The sequence below is a fragment of the Pseudomonas cichorii genome (genome assembly GCF_019719005.1).
Lineage (GTDB): Bacteria > Pseudomonadota > Gammaproteobacteria > Pseudomonadales > Pseudomonadaceae > Aquipseudomonas > Aquipseudomonas cichorii_E.
In genome coordinates this window covers 22,796-44,184 of the sequence record NZ_JAIGPJ010000004.1, presented here as the reverse complement: position 1 = coordinate 44,184, position 21,389 = coordinate 22,796, and the positions used below count along the sequence as shown (strand labels likewise).

Sequence of the window (21,389 nt, the reverse complement as noted above, 5' to 3'; positions counted from 1 at the left end):
TCAAAGGATAGGAGCGTGACAGCGATTGTGGTAATATCCGGCGGTTTCCAACGGCGCTATCAGTAGTCGCCCTTACTGCGCAGATCCATGGCATAACTCGTTGATTTGTCGTAAGTCGTTGCCTGGCAAATGCCGGCAGCGGCGAGCTTCGTCTATCCCGTATGGATGTACGAGGTTTCACCAGAAAAAGGAATCAGGCTTCTCATGGGCGAACTGGCCAAAGAAATCCTCCCGGTCAATATCGAAGACGAGCTGAAGCAGTCCTACCTCGACTACGCAATGAGCGTAATCGTCGGGCGTGCACTGCCGGATGCGCGCGATGGCTTGAAGCCCGTGCACCGGCGCGTGCTGTACGCAATGAGCGAGCTGGGTAACGACTGGAACAAGCCGTACAAGAAATCCGCTCGTGTGGTTGGTGACGTAATCGGTAAGTACCACCCGCATGGCGATACCGCTGTCTACGACACCATCGTTCGTATGGCACAGCCCTTCTCGCTGCGCTACCTGCTGGTAGACGGTCAGGGCAACTTCGGTTCGGTCGACGGCGACAATGCCGCGGCCATGCGATACACCGAAGTGCGCATGACCAAGCTGGCTCACGAGCTGCTGGCCGACCTGCACAAGGAAACCGTGGACTGGGTGCCCAACTATGACGGCACCGAGCTTATCCCGGCGGTCATGCCCACCCGTATTCCCAACCTGCTGGTCAACGGTTCCAGCGGTATTGCCGTGGGCATGGCGACCAACATTCCGCCGCACAACCTCGGTGAAGTCATCGACGGCTGTCTGGCCCTGATCGACAATCCCGAAGTGACTGTCGATGAGTTGATGCAATACATTCCCGGCCCGGACTTCCCGACGGCGGGGATCATCAACGGCCGTGCCGGCATCATCGAAGCCTATCGCACCGGCCGTGGCCGCATTTATATGCGTGCCCGCTCCATCGTCGAAGACATCGACAAGGTGGGCGGTCGTCAGCAGATCGTCATCACCGAGCTGCCGTACCAGTTGAACAAGGCTCGCCTGATCGAGAAAATCGCCGAGCTGGTAAAAGAGAAGAAGCTCGAAGGTATCACCGAGCTGCGCGACGAGTCCGACAAGGACGGTATGCGCGTGGTCATCGAGTTGCGTCGTGGCGAGGTTCCAGAGGTCATCCTCAACAACCTTTACGCCCAGACCCAGCTGCAAAGCGTATTCGGCATCAACATCGTTGCGTTGATCGACGGTCGTCCGCGGATCCTCAACCTCAAGGATCTGCTGGAAGCATTCGTGCGTCACCGTCGTGAAGTGGTTACCCGCCGTACCGTCTTCGAACTGCGCAAGGCCCGTGAGCGCGGGCATATTCTCGAAGGTCAGGCCGTTGCGCTGTCGAACATCGACCCTGTCATCGCCCTCATCAAGGCTTCGCCGTCTTCGGCCGAAGCCAAGGAAGCACTGATCAGCACGCCCTGGGAATCCAGCGCTGTGGTTGAAATGGTCGAGCGTGCCGGTGCCGATTCCTGCCGTCCTGAGAACCTCGATCCGCAGTACGGTCTGCGTGATGGCAAGTATTTCCTGTCGCCGGAACAGGCGCAGGCGATTCTTGAGTTGCGTCTGCATCGCCTCACCGGTCTTGAGCACGAAAAACTGCTCACCGAGTATCAGGAAATCCTCGGCCAGATCGGCGAGCTGATCCGCATCCTGGGCAGCGCCACGCGCCTGATGGAAGTGATCCGCGAAGAACTGGAACTGATTCGCTCCGAATATGGCGACGTGCGCCGTACCGAGATTCTCGATGCGCGCCTTGACCTGACCCTGGGCGACCTGATCACCGAAGAAGAGCGTGTTGTCACCATTTCCCACGGCGGCTATGCCAAGACCCAGCCATTGGCGGTCTATCAGGCTCAGCGTCGTGGCGGTAAAGGCAAATCGGCTACCGGCATCAAGGATGAGGACTACATTGCTCACCTGCTGGTCGCCAACAGCCACACCACGCTGCTGATGTTCTCCAGCAAGGGCAAGGTCTACTGGCTCAAGACCTACGAGATTCCGGAGGCGTCCCGTGCCGCTCGTGGCCGTCCGCTGGTCAACCTGTTGCCACTGGACGAAGGTGAATACATTACCGCCATGCTGCCGATCGATCTTGAGGCACTGCAGCAGAGTTCGGGGGCCGATGACGAGCTGGAAGATGCCGAAGATTCGGTGATCGAAGGTGAAGTGGTCGAGGCCGAGGAAGTCGAGGAAGAAGATGGCGATACGCCGGAACTGGTTGCAGAGCCAACCGGCGCCTACATCTTCATGGCCACGGCTTTCGGTACGGTCAAGAAGACGCCTCTGGCACAGTTCTCCCGTCCTCGCTCCAGCGGCCTGATTGCCCTGAAGCTCAAGGAAGGCGACACCCTGATTGCCGTTGCGATTACCGACGGTGCCAAGGAAGTCATGCTGTTCTCCGACGCCGGCAAGGTCATCCGTTTTGCCGAGAGCGATGTTCGTCAGATGGGCCGCGGCGCTCGCGGTGTGCGCGGGATGAAGATCGGCAAGGGTCGACTGATTTCCATGCTGATCCCCGAGTCGGGCGCGCAGATTCTCACTGCTTCCGAGCGTGGTTTCGGCAAGCGTACCCTGTTGAGCAAGTTCCCGCGTCGCGGTCGTGGTGGTCAGGGCGTTATCGCAATGGTCACCAAAGGTCGTAACGGTAAGTTGATCGGCGCTGTGCAGGTTCAGGAAGGCGAGGAAATCATGCTGATTTCCGATCAGGGTACGCTGGTGCGCACCCGGGTCGACGAAGTCTCCCGTCTGGATCGCAACACCCAGGGTGTCACCCTGATCAAGCTGGCCACCGACGAAACCCTGGTGGGTCTGGAGCGTGTCCAGGAGCCATCGGAAGTCGAAGATGACGAGCTTGACGGTGAAATCGTGGATGGCGTCGTTGTCGAGGCAGATGATGGCGACGATCTGCAAGTCGATGCCGATGCAGCAGCGGACGATGACGAAACACAAGGCTGAGCGGTAACGTAAATCCGGCAAGGGCTGGCTCGTCTGTGAGTGCGTATGCATTGCAGGCGGGTCGGCCCTTGCGACATTCGGTCAGTAGACCGGAAAAGCAGCGCGTAAGACCCAACGCATTTGACGAGAGTGGATATGAGCAAGCGAGCCTTTAACTTTTGCGCAGGTCCCGCTGCGCTTCCCGAAGCGGTTCTGTTGCGTGCCCAGGCGGAGCTTCTGGACTGGCATGGCAAGGGCCTGTCCGTGATGGAAATGAGCCATCGCAGCGATGAGTTCGTCTCCATTGCCACCAAGGCCGAGCAGGATCTTCGCGACCTGCTGACCATCCCCTCGAACTACAAGGTGCTGTTCCTGCAAGGCGGCGCCAGTCAGCAGTTTGCCCAGATTGCCCTGAACCTGCTGCCGGAAAACGGCAAGGCCGACTACATCGACACCGGCATCTGGTCGCAGAAGGCCATTGAAGAAGCCTCGCGCTACGGTACGGTCAATGTCGCCGCCAGCGCCAAGCCATACGACTATTTCGCCATTCCCGGCCAGAACGAATGGAAGCTGTCCAGGGACGCTGCCTATGTTCACTACGCGCCGAACGAAACCATCGGTGGCCTGGAGTTCGACTGGATTCCGGAAACGGGCGATGTGCCGCTGGTTGCCGACATGTCCTCCGACATTCTTTCCCGTCCGGTGGATGTCTCGCGCTTCGGCATGATCTATGCCGGTGCCCAGAAGAATATCGGCCCGAGCGGCATCGTCGTCGTGATCATTCGCGAAGACCTGCTGGGCCGTGCCCGTGCGCTTTGCCCGACCATGCTCGATTACAAGGTCGCCGCCGACAACGGCTCGATGTACAACACGCCGCCGACCCTGGCCTGGTACCTGTCCGGTCTGGTGTTCGAGTGGCTCAAGGAGCAGGGCGGCGTCGAGGCCATCGGCAAGCTCAATGAAGTCAAAAAGCGCACCCTGTATGACTTCATCGATGCCAGCGAGCTGTACAGCAACCCGATCAACAAGCCTGACCGCTCCTGGATGAACGTGCCGTTCCGTCTGGCCGACGACCGTCTGGACAAGCCGTTCCTGGCAGGTGCCGATGCCAATGGCCTGCTCAACCTCAAGGGTCATCGCTCGGTCGGTGGCATGCGGGCTTCCATCTACAATGCTGTTGACATCAATGCAGTCAATGCGCTGGTGACCTACATGAAAGACTTCGAGAAGGAGCACGGCTGATGTCCGAGCAAGAACTCAAGGCGCTGCGAGTCCGCATCGACAGCCTGGACGAAAAGGTTCTGGAACTGATCAGCGAGCGCGCACGCTGCGCGCAGGAAGTGGCGCGGGTAAAAATGTCCTCGCTGGCGGAAGGCGAAGTGCCTGTGTTCTATCGCCCTGAGCGTGAGGCCCAGGTGCTCAAGCGTGTCATGGACCGCAATCGCGGTCCGCTGAGCAACGAAGAGATGGCGCGTCTGTTTCGCGAAATCATGTCTTCCTGCCTGGCGCTGGAGCAGCCGCTGAAGGTCGCCTATCTGGGCCCGGAAGGGACCTTTACCCAGGCTGCGGCCATGAAGCACTTCGGGCATGCTGTCATCAGCCTGCCTATGGCGGCTATCGATGAAGTGTTCCGTGAAGTGGTTGCCGGTGCCGTGAATTTCGGCGTCGTGCCGGTGGAGAACTCCACCGAAGGTGCGGTCAACCACACCCTCGACAGCTTCCTCGAACATGACATGGTCATCTGTGGCGAAGTCGAGCTGCGCATTCACCACCATTTGCTGGTCGGTGAAAGCACCAAGACCAAAAGCATCAGCCGCATCTATTCCCATGCCCAGTCGCTGGCCCAGTGCCGCAAGTGGCTGGACGCTCATTACCCGAATGTCGAGCGCGTGGCGGTTGCCAGCAACGCCGAAGCAGCCAAGCGGGTCAAGAGCGAGTGGAATTCCGCGGCGATTGCCGGGGATATGGCGGCAGACCTGTATGGCCTGACCCGTCTGGCCGAGAAGATCGAAGATCGTCCCGACAACTCCACGCGGTTCCTGATCATCGGCAGTCAGGAAGTACCACCGACCGGTGACGACAAGACCTCGATCATTGTGTCGATGAGCAACAAACCGGGTGCCTTGCATGAACTGCTGGTGCCGTTCCATGAGAATGGCCTGGACCTGACCCGCATCGAAACCCGTCCGTCGCGTAGTGGCAAGTGGACTTACGTGTTCTTCATCGATTTCGTAGGGCATCACCAGGATCCGCTGGTCAAGGCGGTGCTGGAGAAAATCAGTCATGAAGCCGTTGCCTTGAAGGTACTGGGTTCCTACCCGAAAGCGGTTCTTTGAAGGGACGATACATGAGCAGCCATTTCCTCACCCCGGCGCTGCCGGGCGTGCAAACAGATTCGCCTTGCGCGGGTGTCAGCCACAAGGTTTCTGCGCGTGGTTGATTTCGCGCAGATATCCCCTCGACCTGTCATTGGTCGGCTTGTGGTCGTCGGTCTGGGCCTGATCGGCGGCTCTTTTGCCAAAGGTGTTCGCGAAAGTGGTCTGTGTCGTGAAGTGGTGGGGGTCGATCTTGACCCGAAATCCCGCGCACTGGCCGTTCAACTGGGTGTTGTGGACCGCTGTGAGGCGGATCTGGCGACCGCTTGTCAGGGCGCAGATGTCATTCAGCTTGCTGTCCCGATCCTGGCCATGGAAAAGCTCCTTGGCCTGCTGGCGCCTCTGGACCTTGGCGATGCGATCCTGACGGATGTCGGTAGCGCCAAGGGCAATGTGGTGCGGGCTGCACGATTTGCCTTCGGCCATATGCCAACCCGCTTCGTGCCGGGGCATCCGATTGCCGGTTCCGAGCAGAGTGGCGTCGAGGCGTCCAACGCCGACTTGTTCCGACGTCACAAGGTGATCCTGACACCGCTGGCCGAGACGGATCCCGATGCCGTGGCACTGGTTGATCGTCTCTGGTCGGTGCTGGGTGCCGATGTCGAGCACATGCAGGTCGAGCGTCACGATGAGGTGTTGGCTGCAACCAGTCATCTGCCGCATCTGCTGGCATTCGGTCTGGTGGATTCTTTGGCCAAGCGTAACGAAAACCTGGAGATCTTCAGGTACGCGGCGGGCGGTTTCCGTGACTTCACCCGCATCGCGGGCAGTGATCCGGTGATGTGGCACGACATCTTCCTGGCCAACCGCGAAGCCGTTCTGCGCACTCTGGATACGTTCCGCAGTGATCTGGATGCCCTGCGTGAAGCGGTAGATACCGGCGACGGGCATCAACTGCTGGGTGTGTTTACCCGTGCGCGGGTTGCCCGGGAGCACTTCGGCAAGATTCTGGCTCGTCGTGCCTATGTAGAGCCTGTCAGCGCAGATGATCTGGTTTTTGTCGCCAGCCCTGGCGGTATTGTCAGTGGCAGTATTCGCGTGCCAGGGGACAAATCCATCTCCCATCGCTCGATCATGCTGGGTTCTCTGGCTGAAGGCGTTACCGAGGTCGAAGGCTTTCTGGAAGGCGAGGACGCGCTGGCGACCTTGCAGGCCTTCCGTGACATGGGGGTCGTGATCGAAGGGCCGCACCATGGTCGCGTGATCATTCATGGTGTCGGCTTGCGTGGCCTTAAGGCTGCGCCCGGTCCGATTTACCTGGGCAATTCCGGAACCTCCATGCGCCTGCTGGCAGGTCTGCTGGCGGCGCAGGATTTCGACAGCACCCTGACGGGGGATGCCTCGTTGTCCAGGCGTCCCATGAGTCGTGTGGTCGATCCTTTGCGGGCCATGGGCGCGGTCATCGAAACGGCGGCCGATGGTCGTCCTCCGCTGACCATTCATGCTGTCGGCAAGCTTGCAGGTCAGGCTTATGACACGCCGATGGCCAGTGCCCAGGTCAAATCCTGTCTGTTGCTGGCCGGGCTATATGCCGAGGGCGAGACTATAGTCAGCGAGCCGGCGCTCACTCGTGATCATACCGAGCGCATGCTGCGTGGCTTCGGCTACCCGGTTTCTGCCGAGGGCAACACCGTTTCGCTGGAGTCCGGGCACAAGCTGCTGGCGACCCGTATAGAAGTGCCTGCCGATATTTCCTCGGCCGCGTTTTTCATGGTGGCGGCATCCATTACCGAAGGTTCCGAGTTGTTGCTCGAGCATGTGGGCGTCAATCCGACACGTGCGGGTGTTATCGATATCCTTCGCCTGATGGGCGGTGATATCACTCTGGAAAACCCCCGGGAAGTCGGTGGCGAGCCGGTTGCGGACCTGCGGGTCCGTTCGGCCTCCCTGAAGGGGATCGAGATTCCCGAGGCACTGGTGCCGTTGGCTATCGACGAGTTTCCTGTGCTGTTCATTGCTGCGGCCTGCGCTCAGGGCCGTACTGTCCTGCGCGGTGCGCAGGAGTTGCGTGTCAAGGAGTCGGACCGGATTCAGGCCATGGCTGATGGTCTGCTGGCGTTGGGTATCAAGGTTGAGCCCACGCCGGATGGCATTATTATTGAGGGCGGTTCCATGGGCGGTGCCGAGATCGATGCTCATGGCGATCACCGCATCGCAATGGCATTCAGCGTTGCATCACTGCGGGCATCGGCACCGATCCGTATTCACGATTGTGCGAACGTCGCCACATCGTTTCCCAATTTTCTGGCGCTGTGCGCTCAAGTCGGTATGCGTGTCGCGCAAGAGGATAAAAAGTGAAAATCAAAGCACCTGTTATTACCATCGACGGCCCTAGCGGTTCTGGAAAGGGCACTGTTGCAGGCTTGCTGGCCAGGCATCTGGGCTGGTGTCTGCTCGATTCCGGGGCTCTTTACCGTCTGCTTGCCTTTGCGGCGCGCAATCATGGTGTCGACCTGACCAATGAAGAAGCCCTGAAGCTGCTGGCTGCGCATCTCGATGTGCAGTTCGAGACGGCTTCCGGCGGTCAGGGCCAGCGCATCATCCTCGAAGGCGAGGACGTTACCCATGCCATCCGCAACGAGCAGATCGGCAGCGGCGCTTCCCAGGTCGCTTCCTTGCCTGCCGTTCGCGATGCCTTGCTGCAGCGCCAGCGTGCGTTTCAGGAAGAGCCCGGGCTGGTGGCCGATGGCCGCGACATGGGAACGGTGGTATTTCCCGACGCGCCCCTGAAGATTTTTCTCACTGCCAGTGCCGAGGAGCGTGCGCGCCGTCGTTACTTGCAGTTGAAGGCGAAGGGTGATGATGTTAGTCTGTCGAGTCTGCTAGATGAGATATGTGCGCGCGACGAGCGTGACACCCAGCGAGCGGTAGCCCCGCTCAAGCCGGCGCATGACGCCATACAGCTGGATTCCACCGAATTATCCATCGAGCAGGTGCTGGAACGCATTCTGAGTGAGGTCGCGCTACGCGATATCGCCGGGTGATCAAGGAGCTGCACAGGCGACCAGATTCAGTCCTGACAGCTTCCTTTTACATGAACGAAACCCACGTTTTCTGGGACGTGGCAGATGGGCGTATTCTTCGCCCTTGATCAACAGGAATTAAAATGAGCGAAAGCTTTGCAGAACTTTTTGAAGAAAGCCTAAAAACCCTGAACCTTCAGCCGGGCGCTATCATTACCGGTATCGTTGTCGACATCGACGGCGATTGGGTAACTGTACACGCTGGTCTGAAGTCCGAAGGCGTCATCCCGCTCGAGCAGTTCTACAACGATGCTGGCGAGCTGACCATCAAGGTCGGTGACGAAGTTCACGTCGCGCTGGACGCGGTAGAAGACGGCTTTGGCGAAACCAAGCTGTCCCGCGAAAAAGCCAAGCGCGCCGAGTGCTGGATTGTTCTGGAAGCGGCTTTCGCAGCTGAAGAAGTGGTCAAGGGCGTTATCAACGGTAAGGTTAAAGGCGGCTTCACTGTCGACGTTAACGGCATCCGTGCGTTCCTGCCAGGTTCTCTGGTTGACGTCCGTCCAGTGCGCGACACCACGCACCTGGAAGGCAAAGAGCTCGAGTTCAAGGTCATCAAGCTGGACCAGAAGCGCAACAACGTTGTCGTTTCCCGTCGCAGCGTCCTGGAAGCCGAGAACAGTGCAGAGCGCGAAGCACTGCTCGAGTCCCTGCAGGAAGGCCAGCAAGTCAAAGGTATCGTTAAGAACCTCACCGATTACGGCGCATTCGTCGATCTGGGTGGCGTCGATGGCCTGCTGCACATCACCGACATGGCCTGGAAGCGTATCAAGCATCCATCGGAAATCGTCAATGTTGGCGATGAGATCGATGTAAAAGTCCTGAAGTACGATCGCGAGCGCAATCGTGTTTCTCTGGGCCTGAAGCAACTGGGCGAAGACCCATGGGTTGCTATCAAGGCTCGTTACCCGGAAAGCACCCGCGTTACCGCGCGTGTAACCAACCTGACCGACTACGGCTGCTTCGCAGAGCTGGAAGAAGGCGTGGAAGGCCTGGTACACGTTTCCGAAATGGACTGGACCAACAAGAACATCCACCCATCCAAAGTCGTTCAGGTTGGCGACGAAGTGGAAGTCATGGTTCTGGACATCGACGAAGAGCGTCGTCGTATCTCCCTCGGCATCAAGCAGTGCAAATCCAACCCATGGGAAGATTTCTCTGGCCAGTTCAACAAGGGCGATAAAATCTCCGGCACCATCAAGTCGATCACCGATTTCGGTATCTTCATTGGTCTGGACGGCGGCATCGACGGTCTGGTTCACCTGTCCGACATCTCCTGGAACGAAGTGGGCGAAGAAGCCGTACGTCGCTTCAAGAAGGGCGACGAGCTCGACACCGTAATCCTGTCTGTTGATCCAGAGCGTGAGCGCATCTCCCTGGGTATCAAGCAGCTGGAAAGCGATCCGTTCTCCGAGTACGTCACTGTCAATGACAAAGGCGCTATCGTTCGCGGTACCGTTAAAGAAGTTGACGCCAAAGGCGCCATCATCACTCTGGCCGACGACATCGAAGCTACCCTCAAAGCCTCCGAAATCAGCCGTGACCGCGTTGAAGACGCGCGTAACGTTCTGAAAGAAGGCGAAGAGATCGAAGCCAAGATCATCAGCGTTGACCGCAAGAGCCGCGTAATCAGCCTGTCCATCAAGTCGAAAGACGTTGAAGACGAGAAAGAAGCTATCCAGAGCCTGCGTAGCAAGCCTGAAGCTGCTGAAAGCACTGGTCCAACCACTATTGGTGACCTGCTGCGTGCGCAAATGGAAAAACAGAACTAAGTTCTGCTTGACCATTAAAAAGGGCGACTTCGGTCGCCCTTTTTTGTGGGCGCTATTCGGGCCTTATAGCGCTGCGTTCAGTGTGCCGCTGTCCCGGTGCTTTAAACGTTTTAAACGTCCCCAGGTGCCTTGCAGGCCGCACCCTGCCTGATGTCACTGTCCTTGCCGTCCATTCCTCTTCCTGCTGTCATGCTCCGACCATGGATTCATGCCTGGTTGCGATGGGTTCACATAAGTCAATACATGGGCTGTTCAAATTCGTCCGGTCATGCTAAAACCTTCGGAGCGCTGATCTAGCTGCTTGAAAAAGAAGGGAAAAATATGACGAAGTCGGAGTTGATCGAACGAATTGTCACCCATCAAGGGCTGCTCTCATCCAAGGATGTCGAGTTGGCCATCAAGACCATGCTTGAACAAATGTCCCAGTGCCTGGCGACAGGCGACCGCATAGAAATACGCGGGTTCGGCAGCTTTTCCCTGCATTACCGCGCACCGCGGGTAGGGCGCAATCCAAAAACGGGCCAGTCTGTCAGCCTCGACGGAAAATTCGTTCCTCACTTCAAGCCAGGCAAGGAGTTGCGGGATCGAGTCAACGAGGATGAAGAAGAGGGCCTCTGAGGCCGATAACCAGAGGATCAGTGGATGCACATCTTCAAACGAATCATCGTGCTCGTCGTTGCGTTGCTTGTCGTTCTGGCAACGGCGGTGTTCATGCTTGAAAACCGGCAGCCTGTTACGCTGGTCTTTTTCGGCTGGTCGGCACCCGAGCTTTCCCAGGCTGTTCCTGTGGTTCTTGCTCTTTTGCTGGGTATGCTGGTTGGCCCTGTCCTGGCATGGCTGGCAAGCTTGCGTAAAAAGCGCGTACGCTCAGCTCGTTCAGTCTAGAGCCTGAAGCAGGCACTTTTGCCTGCTGTGGTGCGAAAGGTCCAGTCCCGCTTTCCCTTGTATCCCCCTCAGGGCTTCAGGCATCTGTGCTTGATGCATGCTTGTTGTTTTCTGGCTTTCCGACTATTTCCTTCGTTCACTCATAAAGTTGCATGTCGGATTTTTTTGTAGGATCTTTCTTGTTGTTTATTAAGAATAGCTACCTCTGTTTGTGGGCTTATTAGTTATGCTTTGAGCCTTACCCATATTTCAGGGCGTTTGCTGTAGCTTCCTTTGCGTTAGTGTTTCTGTTGCTGCTCTTGTGCTCACCTGTCAAGACTTGAAGATAAACCTTTACAGCGCAAAATAGGCCATCTCTTTTAAAGTTGGAAGTCAGGCTCCGGTGTTCTTGCAAAGCCGGACTTGCTGAATAGGTGGCTGTATGTCTTTCCCTGAAATCATTCATCATGGCGCAACCCGAAGTGTGTCCGGTTCCTGTCACCAGTTATGTATGGATGCGGCTCATAGTCTGTTGATTGATTGTGGTGCTATTCAACAGGACAGTCCGGGTACTGAAACCGGTAAGTTCAGTTTCTCTGCTGCCGATATCAAGGCGTTCATTGTTACTCACGTACATGCCGACCATGTAGGGCGTATTCCAGCGTTGCTGGCTTCAGGCTATCAGGGGCCTGTGTTGTGCAGTGAGCCTTCTGCGCATTTATTGCCTCTGGTCATGGAGGATCAACTGAAACTCGAGTTTCACCATGACCGCAAACAGATAGACCGAAATCTTGCAGCGATTGAAAAGCGCATCATTGCCTTGCCCTTCGATCACTGGTTTACCTTGGTCAATACCGATGCACTTGTCTGCCGGGTCCGCCTGCAACGTGCCGGCCATATTCTGGGTTCTGCCTATGTCGAGTGCGATCTTCAGTATCTGCTGGAGGGGCGTACGGAGCGTGTGGTGTTTTCGGGAGACCTGGGGGCAGGTGATGCGCCGATGCTTCCCGCTCCGAAATCCCCCGAGCGTGCAGACATTCTTGTGCTTGAGAGTACTTATGGCGATCGTCTTCATGAGGACCGCAGCACGCGGCAATTGCGTCTTGAGCAAGTCATCGATCAGGCGCTGGAAGATCATGGCACGGTCCTGATTCCCGCCTTCAGCATGGGGCGTACTCAGGAGCTGCTATACGAGCTGGAAGATATCCTGCGACGCAAGGCCTTGCTGGGCGAGCCTGCCGATGGAGTTGACGGGAGCGCCTTGCCGGTGAACTGGCCGCAATTGCCGATCATTCTCGATTCTCCCCTGGCAAGCCGCTTCACGGGCGTTTATCAGGCATTTGAAGACTATTGGGACGACGAGGCACAAGCGCGTCTCAAGAGCGGCAGGCAGCCTCTGGGGTTCTCTCAATTGATTACCATCGATACCCATGAGCGGCATTTGCAGACGGTCAACTATCTGGCCAGCACTGCCAGACCCGCTATCGTCATCGCAGGCAATGGTATGTGTGCAGGCGGGCGCATTGTCAATTACCTGAAGGCCATGCTGGGTGATCGGCGGCACAATGTGGTTTTCGTGGGTTATCAGGCCAAGGGCACACCAGGCGCTGCGATCCAGAAGCATGGTCCGGTCGGCGGATATGTCGAGCTTGACCGTGAACGCTTTGATATTCGTGCCGGTATCTCGACGGTCGCCGGTTATTCCGCCCATGCGGATCAGGAGGGGCTGGTGAGGTTTGTAACTTCGATGGCCGAGTGGCCGGGCCAGATAAGGCTGGTACATGGCGAGGCTGGCGCGAAGAAGACGCTGGCCAATCTTCTGAACAGGAAGTACTCGCTGGCCAATAAACGTCTTGAGCTGGTAGTGCCTTGAGCCCGGTCTTTTGAAGGCTGTCTGATCCTGTTCACATGTCGTCAGTCCCAGGCAAGAAGTGTTTTTCGCAAAAGCTTTGCGATTCTTTGCAGGCCGTTATTTCCAAAACCTGTACGATGCTCGATTGGGCACCATCGTGAAAGATGGATGACAGAATGAAAAAAACAGTACGGTCTTTTCTGGAACGCAAAAATGGTTGAGTGGTTCTCTGTAGTCGCTGTGGCGGTCTTATCTTTGGGGTTGACGGCAGTTCTTCGCAGGTACGCCCTGTCCAGAAGCCTGATGGATGTTCCAAATGCTCGTAGCTCACACAAGATTCCTACACCGCGAGGCGGCGGGGTTTCCATTGTTGTAGCCTTTTTGCTTGCCATTGTACTGCTGGGGCTCGGGGACCGGATTCCGTCTTCGGCCCTGATTGCCATTCTCGGCGCGGGCGGACTGGTTGCCGTGATCGGTTTCATGGACGATCACGGGCACATCGCAGCTCGCTGGCGGCTGCTGGGGCATTTCAGTGCGGCGGCATGGGCGCTGGCATGGCTGGGCGGGCTGGCACCGCTCGACTTCTTTGGCTTCACCCTGGATCTTGGGATCATCGGCCATATCCTTGCCGCTTTTTACCTCGTCTGGATGCTCAACCTCTACAACTTCATGGACGGCATCGACGGTATCGCCAGTATCGAGGCGGTGACGGTCTGCGCCGGGATCAGCCTTATTTACGTACTGGGCGATTTTGGTCAGTTGCTGTGGGGGCCTGTATTGCTGGCCGCCGCGGTCATGGGGTTTCTCTATTGGAACTTTCCACCGGCGCGGATATTCATGGGCGACGCGGGCAGCGGATTTCTGGGAATCGCGCTAGGCGTGCTCTCCTTGCAGGCAGCATGGGCTTCATCTCATCTTTTCTGGGCCTGGCTGATTCTGCTGGGAGTATTTATCGTCGATGCCACCGTGACGCTTACTCGTCGTCTGTTGCGTGGCGACAAGGTGTACGAAGCTCATCGCAGCCACGCCTACCAGTTCGCGTCGCGTCGCTATGGCAAGCACCTGCCCGTGACCCTGGCCGTTGGCTTCATCAATATCTTCTGGCTGCTGCCTGTGGCGCTATGGGTCGGTGTATTCGATGGCGACGGTTTGACCGGGTTGCTGATTGCTTATGTCCCGCTGGTACTCCTGGCTCTCAAGTTCGACGCAGGACAGCTTGAGTCCAATTGATTTGAGTATTCGCGTTTTCCCTATAGATTGAGTCATTGTATGTCGGCATTTGCTTCGAATATCAGGTGTAACGTTCTGTAGAGATCGAGGGGTAGCAAGGGCATGAACAGATTGCGAACTTTCCTGCTGGCGCTGCCGCGGCGGAAAAAGCGAATAGTTCAGGTTGTTGCCGACCTCATTCTGGTCTGGTTCGCACTGTGGATGGCATTTGTCGTTCGCCTGGGTGTTGAAGACCTGATTAACCCTCTGGAGAAGCACACCTGGCTTTTCATCAGTGCCCCGATCGTTGCCATCCCGTTGTTTATCCGCTTCGGGATGTACCGCGCTGTCATGCGCTACTTCGGCAACGATGCGCTGATCGCAATCATCAAGGCCGTCACACTCTCCGCGCTCATTCTTGGTTGCGTGGTCTATCTGTACAGTAACCATCAGCACGTGGTTCCCCGTTCGGTCATGTTCAACTACTGGTGGTTGAGCATGGTCATGATCGGAGGCCTGCGTCTGGCGATGCGCCAATACTTTCTTGGTGACTGGTTTGTGGCCGGGCAGCACATACCTTTCAGCAATCGCGACGATGGCCTGCCCAAGGTTGCGATATATGGCGCGGGCGCTGCCGGCAATCAACTGGTAGCCGCCTTGCGAATGAGCAGGCTGATGCGCCCTGTCGCTTTTATCGACGATGACAAGTCGATCTCCAATCGAGTGATTTCCGGGCTGCAGGTCTACAGACCTAAACATATTCAGCGCATGATCGAGGTCACCGGCGCCCAGGAAATCCTGTTGGCGATTCCGTCCGTATCGCGCGGGCGCCGCCGGGAAATCCTCGGGTTTCTGGAAGGCTTTCCTCTGCATGTGCGAAGCGTTCCGGGCTTCATGGATCTGGCTGCGGGGCGGGTCAAGGTCGATGATCTGCAAGAGGTCGACATTGCGGATCTGCTGGGGCGCGACTCCGTACCCGCCAGGGAAAACCTGCTCGAACACTGCATCAAGGGGCAGACGGTTCTGGTGACAGGGGCCGGTGGTTCGATAGGTTCAGAGCTGTGCCGGCAGATACTGGAGCTGGGGCCCGTCAAGCTGCTGTTGCTCGATCACAGTGAGTTCAACCTCTATTCAATCCTCAGCGAGCTTGAGCAGCGTGTGACGCGAGAGTCTCTGCGGGTCAAGTTGCTGCCTATCCTCGGCTCCGTGCGTAATCATCCCAAGCTGCTGGATATCATGAAAACCTGGAAGGTCGACACGGTCTATCACGCCGCCGCCTACAAGCATGTGCCCATGGTCGAGCACAATATTGCAGAAGGCATCGCCAATAACGTCATCGGCACGCTCAATACCGCACAGGCGGCGTTGCAGGCAGGGGTTTCCAACTTCGTCCTGATTTCCACCGACAAGGCTGTCAGGCCCACCAATATCATGGGGAGCACCAAGCGCCTGGCCGAGCTGATCCTGCAGGCCCTGAGCCGTGAAACCGCGCCGGTGATCCTGGGCGATGTCGCCAATGTCCATCAGGTCAACAAGACCCGTTTCATCATGGTCCGCTTTGGTAATGTGCTGGGTTCTTCGGGGTCGGTGATCCCGTTGTTCCACAAGCAGATCAAGTCCGGCGGGCCGCTGACAGTGACCCACCCGAAGATCACCCGTTACTTCATGACCATTCCCGAGGCGGCTCAACTGGTCATTCAGGCGGGCTCCATGGGGCAGGGGGGTGATGTCTTTGTCCTGGACATGGGTGAGCCCGTGAGGATCGTCGAACTGGCCGAAAAAATGATTCACCTGTCAGGCCTGAGCATTCGTTCGGAGAAAAACCCTCAAGGCGATATTTCCATCGAGTTCACCGGGTTGCGTCCGGGTGAAAAGCTTTACGAGGAATTGCTCATCGGTGAAAACGTGGTTGCCACCGAGCACCCGATGATCATGAGCGCCCACGAAGATCATCTGCAATGGGATGTGCTCAAGGGGCGACTGAAGGCGTTGCTTGAAGCCGTGGATAAAGATGATTACAACAGTGTTCGCCAATTGCTGCGGGAAACAGTCAGTGGCTACAGCCCGGAAGGTGAGATTGTTGACTGGATATATCAGGAACGCCGTCGTGAGCCTGATTTCAACTAAACGGGATTTTTTCATATTCGGCATATATATTCTCATTATTAAAGTGTTTCATTATTTTGTTTTTAAGTGGGAAACAAGTAGAAACTTTCTACTTCATTGACATCGATAGCGACTGGTTTAGATTGCGAGGGCAGCATTTGGAATGCTGCCTTTGAATCTTATGGAGCGTTATCTATGCGAACTGATCTTTTTTCCACGTTACTCTTTGCCTTGCTTACCAGTTTCTCGGTTGCCGTTACGGCTGCACCGACTGGCCAGGTGATGACTGACAACATGGCCCCTCATTCTGTTGCCAATGAGCAGAAGAGCGATAGGGTCAATATCAATCAGGCCGATGCAGAGACGTTGCAGAAATCACTTACGGGTATTGGCAAGAATAAAGCCATGGCAATAGTTGCCTATCGGGACACCAACGGGGCATTCGCATCAGTTGAAGAGCTGATCGAAGTAAAAGGTATTGGCAAGGCAATTCTGGACAAGAATCGTGACAAGTTGACGGTCGAGTGATATCGCCTTGAAAGTTCGGCCCGGTGCCGGGCTTTCATCCTCTGCACGGGAATATTCTCGTGCAGCTTCAAAGCCTTTGGAGCTGCCATCAACGAAGTTCTTTTATTTCCTGTTTGAGTCTGGCGTTGGTGGTGCTGAGAATCAGCTCCGACAATTCGCTGCTCTGGGTGCTGCGTGCCAGGATCAGAGCGCCAACCAGTGTCGAAATCATGCTGATGCTTCTTTCCTGAGTGTTTTCCCCTGGCAATGCCTGGGCAAAGGCCGACGTCAGGTGAAGAATGATTTCATCGGTGATCAGGCTGGGTTTACCTGTCTGCCCAAGTTCTGCACAAATGTTTGGCAGGGGGCAACCTGCTTCGGGAGTGTCGCGGTGTTCAGCCGAGAGGTACAGGTCAATGAGGCCTGACATCGGGTCTTCCAGGGCGAAGAACTTGCTGATTGTTTCTTCCGCTTCTTGCGCGGCGCAACGCAGCGCCTGCTCTACCAGGTCATCCTTGGATTTGAAATGGGCATAGAAGCCGCCATGAGTCAGGCCCAGCGCTTTCATCAAGGGCTGCAGGCCTGTGGCACCAATACCGTCACGGCGAAACCGCGCAGACGCTTCCTTGATGATGCGCTCATGGGTTTGAGCTTTGTGATCCAGGGCATAACGCATACGGTGAGCCTCCCGACTATGGCTCGTAAATTGTTACTGCGTATTTTCACATGGATAGGTTAATCGATGCAGCGATGATTTCTTAAATCGCATTTACAGTATCCGGGTCTTAGACACATTCCGTAATGCAAGTTCAAGACGGACTCATGCTACGTCTTTTTGCGCAAGGTAGAACCTGCCGATCGGCATACTACGAAAGGATGATACCGCCCGTCAGAGTGGTATCACGGGGACGGGGTTGGCGGGTCCTGGCGTGAAACCTTGCGGCAATGGATCAATGCATCGCGAATCATGAAATTGACCAGCGTCGGCGACACTCCCAGTTCCTGGGCGATCTCTTTTTGCGGTACGCCGTGCAGGCGGTACATCTCGAATGCGTAGCGGGTGCGGCTGGGCAACTGAGCCAAGGCGTCTGCGATGTGCTCCAGGGTCACAAAATTGATGTGTGAGATTTCGGGGGATGCACCGTGCACAACCACATTCAACCCCTCTTCTTCGCTGCCCGAGTACTTTTGCTCCAGCGCCTGCTTGCGATAGTGATCGATGGCCAGGTTGCGCACGATCTGAAACAGGTAACTGAGCTGGGCCTTGATCGACGAAGAGATTTCGGGGGCTGACTGCAGGCGGAAGAATGCATCCTGCACGACATCTTCTGCGCGGGAGGTGCAGCCGGTGATGCGCGTGGCAACTTTGACCAGGATCGTACGGTTGTCGACGAAGGCCTGGAGCAGGGGTGTATCACAGGTTAGTCGTTCCGGCATGTAAATCACCTGGCAGCAATAGAGGTTGCAGGGAAGCCCCGACATATCGCGCAACAAATTAGTGTGGATGATAATCATTGTCAATTGTAGGTGGTAACTAATTTCAGATATCTGACATTCGTTGTTTTCTCTGGCCATCTGATTGCGGCTTGACCGATATCAAGGGCATGAGGCCGGTCCGTGCCCAAAATGGCCGTGACCGTAGCGCTTGCCTGTACGAGCGTGCATTTCGATGGAATGAGACACAGGAATCAGCATGAACCTGTCTGTAGAGACGCCTGAAACACCGCCGGGCAAGGTGAAAATTCCCATGGGCCTGTTGATCGGTGTTCTGGTCATGGTCGGCGTGCTGTTTTTGCCTATGCCCGATGACTTGCCGGTTGCGGGCCACCGGATGCTGGCGATTCTGGCTTTTGCCGTCGTGGTGTGGATCACCGAGGCTGTTTCCTACGAAGCCAGCGCCATCATGATCACTTCGCTGATTGCGTTTCTGATTGGCTCGGCACCTACCTTGCAAGACCCTTCGGTGCTGTATGGGTCATCGACCGCCATTACGATGGCCCTGAGCGGGTTTTCCAATTCGGCACTGGCGCTGGTCACCGGGGCGCTCTTTCTGGCTGCCGCCATGACCCACACCGGGCTGGACCGACGCATTGCACTGGTCACTCTGTCGCGAATCGGTACCAGCACTCGCCGGATCATGATCGGCGCCATTGCCGTAACAATCCTGCTCAGTCTCGTGGTGCCCAGTGCCACGGCACGCAGCGCGTGTGTTGTACCCATCATGATGGGCGTGATCGCAGCATTTGGCGTCGACAAGCGTTCGAATATCGCTGTGGCGATCATGATCATCGTTGCCCAGGGCACCAGTGTATGGAACATCGGCATACAGACGGCGGCGGCACAGAATCTCCTGACCGCAGGTTTCATGGACAAGATGCTCGGTGAGCGGGTTTCCTGGATCGACTGGCTTATAGCCGGTGCGCCCTGGGCATTGATCATGTCGGGCGTTCTGATTCTGCTGGTCCTCAAGCTGCTGCCGCCTGAAAGCGACAGCATCCCCGGAGGCAAGGAAGCGGTTGCACAGTCGTTGGCCGATATAGGCCCGATGACCGGAGCCCAGAAGCGGCTGCTGAGCGTTTCCGTAATGTTGCTGCTGTTCTGGTCGACCGAGGGCAAGCTGCACAGTTTCGATACCACCTCCACCACCTATGCAGGTCTGGTGATTCTGCTGCTGCCGCGTTGGGGCGTCATGACCTGGAAGGATGTGCAGTCCCGCATTCCCTGGGGAACCGTGATCGTATTCGGCGTCGGTATCAGCCTGGGGACTGCCTTGCTGACGACCCAGGCCGGTCAGTGGCTGGGAGGCCAGGTGGTGAGCAGAACCGGGCTCGACCAACTCGGCTCCCTGGGGATTTTCGCCATTCTGGGTACTTTCCTGATTCTGATTCACCTGGGGTTTGCCAGCGCAACGGCCTTGACCTCAGCCTTGTTGCCGATCCTGATCGCGGTGCTGCAAACCCTGCCCGGCGACTTCAACCGGCTGGGCATGACCATGCTGTTGGGGTTTGTGGTCAGTTACGGTTTCATCCTGCCTATCAATGCGCCGCAGAACATGGTCTGCCTGGGGACGGAAACCTTCGATGCCCGGCAATTCGCCAGGGTAGGCATCCCGATGACCCTGATTGGCTATGCCCTGATGCTGGTGTTCGGCATGACTTACTGGAAGTGGCTGGGCTGGATGTAGTGCGGTACATATCCGGGACAGCTCGGGGCGGTCTCGAAAATCTTTGTGGATTTGCCCGTGACTATTGAGCGTTCGGTCTGATAACTCTTTGATTTCTCTCCGTGATCCCTGACAATCGCGCCCCCTGTTTCGGGAGGGGCCTTTGACTGCCAAGTTGCGACACGCCCCTCCCGATTTGAATAACCGGCCACGGAGACCAGACCGGATGAATGATCAGGCCAACGGCGTCGTAGAACGCCTGGATACAGAACACGCGAGCGTAGCTGCGTGGAGTCGTCACGATACAACCTGGATGCTGGGACTGTTTGGTACCGCTATCGGTGCTGGCACTCTGTTTCTGCCGATCAACGCAGGCATCGGTGGTTTCTGGCCGCTGCTGGCACTGGCATTGCTGGCTTTCCCCATGACGTTTTATGCGCACCGTGGCCTGACTCGTTTCGTCTTGTCCGGACGCGACGGGGCGGATATCACCGAAGTGGTCGAGCAGCATTTCGGCAAGAGCGCCGGGGCCATGATCACGCTGCTGTATTTCTTCGCGATCTTCCCGATCCTGCTGATCTACAGCGTGGCGTTGACCAATACGGTCACCAGTTTTCTCGAACACCAGTTGCATGTACCGGCTCCGCCGCGAGCGCTGCTTGCCTTCGTGATGATTCTGGGCCTGCTGCTGGTGGTGCGTTGTGGCGAGCGACTGATCGTCAAGGCCATGAGCCTGATGGTGTATCCGTTCATCGTGGCACTGCTGTTCCTGTCGGTGTACCTGATTCCGCACTGGACCGGCGGCATCCTGAGCACGGCAACCACCTTGCCTGAGCCATCGGCGTTCCTGCCGGCTCTGTGGCTGGCGATTCCGGTAATGGTGTTCTCCTTCAACCACACCCCTATCATCTCGGCTTTTGCCGTGGATCAGAAGCGTCTGCATGGCAAGAATGCAGAAGTGCGCAGTTCGCAGATCCTGGCCCGCGCTCACGGTCTGATGGTGGTGATGGTGCTGTTCTTCGTGTTCAGTTGCGTGCTGACCCTGTCGCCGGCACAACTGGCTGAAGCCAAGGCGCAGAACATTTCGATCCTGTCCTACCTGGCCAACCATTTCAGCAACCCGACCATTGCTTTTGTTGCGCCGCTGATTGCTTTCGTGGCCATCGCCAAATCCTTCCTGGGTCACTACATCGGTGCCAGTGAAGGCCTGAAAGGTCTGATCGTGAAAACCGGTCGTCGTCCGGCGCCTCGCACTCTGGACCGCATGACCGCCGGTTTCATGCTGGTAGTGTGCTGGCTGGTGGCGACACTCAACCCAAGCATCCTGGGTATGATCGAAACCCTGGGCGGTCCGATCATCTCGGCGTTGCTGTTCCTGATGCCGATGTATGCGATCCGCAAGGTTCCTGCCATGCGCCAGTATTCGGGCAAGCTGTCCAACGTGTTTGTGGTGATGGCCGGTATCGTAGCGATTACCGCGCTGGTCTACTCGTTGATGCAGTAAGCAATCGACCTTCCACAGAGTCTGCCCTGACTCTGTGGAAGGCTCGCCTCTCT

The 21,389-nt window shown here is 56.9% G+C and carries 16 protein-coding genes and 1 pseudogene; 15 read left to right on the top strand and 2 right to left on the bottom strand.

Translation table 11 applies throughout. From position 1 onward, the window contains the following. Positions 1-204 precede the first annotated feature (204 nt). From gyrA to K5D32_RS05120, 13 genes and pseudogenes are all read left to right on the top strand, one after another. Positions 205-2,985, top strand: coding sequence for a DNA gyrase subunit A (gyrA, locus tag K5D32_RS05175; protein WP_221594476.1), 2,781 nt, complete (start codon positions 205-207; stop codon positions 2,983-2,985). Positions 2,986-3,120: 135 nt separating this feature from the next. Then, positions 3,121-4,206: a 3-phosphoserine/phosphohydroxythreonine transaminase gene (gene serC / locus K5D32_RS05170; RefSeq protein WP_221577502.1), complete on the top strand. Its 1,086-nt coding sequence runs from the start codon at positions 3,121-3,123 to the stop codon at positions 4,204-4,206. Next, a complete protein-coding gene (pheA, locus tag K5D32_RS05165) occupies positions 4,206-5,300 on the top strand; it encodes a prephenate dehydratase (RefSeq protein ID WP_025261290.1) in 1,095 nt (364 codons plus the stop codon). Before serC ends, pheA begins: the two co-directional genes overlap by 1 nt. 96 nt (positions 5,301-5,396) lie before the next feature. Further along, positions 5,397-7,637, top strand: coding sequence for a bifunctional prephenate dehydrogenase/3-phosphoshikimate 1-carboxyvinyltransferase (locus K5D32_RS05160; protein ID WP_221599412.1), 2,241 nt, complete (start codon positions 5,397-5,399; stop codon positions 7,635-7,637). Beyond that, entirely contained in the window at positions 7,634-8,323 is a 690-nt protein-coding gene (gene cmk / locus K5D32_RS05155; protein WP_117164029.1) for a (d)CMP kinase, read from the top strand. The genes K5D32_RS05160 and cmk overlap by 4 nt, the downstream gene beginning before the upstream one ends. A gap of 122 nt (positions 8,324-8,445) precedes the next feature. After that, on the top strand, positions 8,446-10,131 hold the full coding sequence (gene rpsA / locus K5D32_RS05150; protein WP_025261287.1) for a 30S ribosomal protein S1: 1,686 nt from the start codon (positions 8,446-8,448) through the stop codon (positions 10,129-10,131). 321 nt (positions 10,132-10,452) lie between these two features. Continuing rightward, entirely contained in the window at positions 10,453-10,749 is a 297-nt protein-coding gene (gene ihfB / locus K5D32_RS05145; protein ID WP_003369729.1) for an integration host factor subunit beta, read from the top strand. A gap of 24 nt (positions 10,750-10,773) precedes the next feature. Continuing rightward, positions 10,774-11,016: a lipopolysaccharide assembly protein LapA domain-containing protein gene (locus K5D32_RS05140; protein ID WP_025261286.1), complete on the top strand. Its 243-nt coding sequence runs from the start codon at positions 10,774-10,776 to the stop codon at positions 11,014-11,016. Positions 11,017-11,437: 421 nt separating this feature from the next. Further along, positions 11,438-12,868, top strand: a complete 1,431-nt coding sequence (locus K5D32_RS05135; RefSeq protein WP_221577504.1) for an MBL fold metallo-hydrolase RNA specificity domain-containing protein — start codon at positions 11,438-11,440, stop codon at positions 12,866-12,868. 50 nt (positions 12,869-12,918) lie between these two features. Continuing rightward, positions 12,919-13,005 (top strand): annotated as a pseudogene (locus K5D32_RS26220) (NAD-dependent dehydratase); the annotation flags it as partial. A gap of 55 nt (positions 13,006-13,060) precedes the next feature. Continuing rightward, positions 13,061-14,077 carry a glycosyltransferase family 4 protein gene (locus K5D32_RS05130; protein WP_221594478.1) on the top strand — a complete coding sequence of 339 codons (1,017 nt, stop codon included), beginning with the start codon at positions 13,061-13,063 and terminating at the stop codon, positions 14,075-14,077. A gap of 102 nt (positions 14,078-14,179) precedes the next feature. Beyond that, on the top strand, positions 14,180-16,183 hold the full coding sequence (locus tag K5D32_RS05125) for a nucleoside-diphosphate sugar epimerase/dehydratase (protein WP_221599411.1): 2,004 nt from the start codon (positions 14,180-14,182) through the stop codon (positions 16,181-16,183). A gap of 174 nt (positions 16,184-16,357) precedes the next feature. Further along, complete coding sequence (locus tag K5D32_RS05120) at positions 16,358-16,690, top strand: ComEA family DNA-binding protein (protein WP_221577507.1); 333 nt, start codon at positions 16,358-16,360, stop codon at positions 16,688-16,690. A gap of 88 nt (positions 16,691-16,778) precedes the next feature. Here K5D32_RS05120 and K5D32_RS05115 read toward each other — a convergent pair whose 3' ends face one another. Both K5D32_RS05115 and K5D32_RS05110 read right to left on the bottom strand, forming a co-directional pair. Next, a complete protein-coding gene (locus tag K5D32_RS05115; RefSeq protein WP_221599410.1) occupies positions 16,779-17,345 on the bottom strand; it encodes a TetR/AcrR family transcriptional regulator in 567 nt (188 codons plus the stop codon). 224 nt (positions 17,346-17,569) lie between these two features. Beyond that, positions 17,570-18,106, bottom strand: coding sequence for an RNA polymerase factor sigma-70 (locus K5D32_RS05110; RefSeq protein ID WP_025261280.1), 537 nt, complete (start codon positions 18,104-18,106; stop codon positions 17,570-17,572). A 256-nt stretch (positions 18,107-18,362) separates the two neighbouring features. Between K5D32_RS05110 and K5D32_RS05105 the strand changes: the two genes are divergently transcribed. Next, positions 18,363-19,853 (top strand): DASS family sodium-coupled anion symporter, encoded by a 1,491-nt coding sequence (locus K5D32_RS05105; RefSeq protein ID WP_221599409.1) that lies wholly within the window; start codon positions 18,363-18,365, stop codon positions 19,851-19,853. A 205-nt stretch (positions 19,854-20,058) separates the two neighbouring features. After that, entirely contained in the window at positions 20,059-21,336 is a 1,278-nt protein-coding gene (locus K5D32_RS05100) for an aromatic amino acid transport family protein (RefSeq protein WP_025261278.1), read from the top strand. Positions 21,337-21,389 lie beyond the last annotated feature (53 nt).

Coding starts and splice junctions, on each gene's coding strand:
- gyrA (WP_221594476.1), top strand. CDS start 205: ATGGGCGAACTGGCCAAAGAAATCCTCCCGGTCAATATCGAAGACGAG.
- serC (WP_221577502.1), top strand. CDS start 3,121: ATGAGCAAGCGAGCCTTTAACTTTTGCGCAGGTCCCGCTGCGCTTCCC.
- pheA (WP_025261290.1), top strand. CDS start 4,206: ATGTCCGAGCAAGAACTCAAGGCGCTGCGAGTCCGCATCGACAGCCTG.
- rpsA (WP_025261287.1), top strand. CDS start 8,446: ATGAGCGAAAGCTTTGCAGAACTTTTTGAAGAAAGCCTAAAAACCCTG.
- ihfB (WP_003369729.1), top strand. CDS start 10,453: ATGACGAAGTCGGAGTTGATCGAACGAATTGTCACCCATCAAGGGCTG.
- K5D32_RS05140 (WP_025261286.1), top strand. CDS start 10,774: ATGCACATCTTCAAACGAATCATCGTGCTCGTCGTTGCGTTGCTTGTC.
- K5D32_RS05135 (WP_221577504.1), top strand. CDS start 11,438: ATGTCTTTCCCTGAAATCATTCATCATGGCGCAACCCGAAGTGTGTCC.
- K5D32_RS05130 (WP_221594478.1), top strand. CDS start 13,061: ATGGTTGAGTGGTTCTCTGTAGTCGCTGTGGCGGTCTTATCTTTGGGG.
- K5D32_RS05125 (WP_221599411.1), top strand. CDS start 14,180: ATGAACAGATTGCGAACTTTCCTGCTGGCGCTGCCGCGGCGGAAAAAG.
- K5D32_RS05120 (WP_221577507.1), top strand. CDS start 16,358: ATGCGAACTGATCTTTTTTCCACGTTACTCTTTGCCTTGCTTACCAGT.
- K5D32_RS05115 (WP_221599410.1), bottom strand. CDS start 17,345: ATGCGTTATGCCCTGGATCACAAAGCTCAAACCCATGAGCGCATCATC.
- K5D32_RS05110 (WP_025261280.1), bottom strand. CDS start 18,106: ATGCCGGAACGACTAACCTGTGATACACCCCTGCTCCAGGCCTTCGTC.
- K5D32_RS05105 (WP_221599409.1), top strand. CDS start 18,363: ATGAACCTGTCTGTAGAGACGCCTGAAACACCGCCGGGCAAGGTGAAA.
- K5D32_RS05100 (WP_025261278.1), top strand. CDS start 20,059: ATGAATGATCAGGCCAACGGCGTCGTAGAACGCCTGGATACAGAACAC.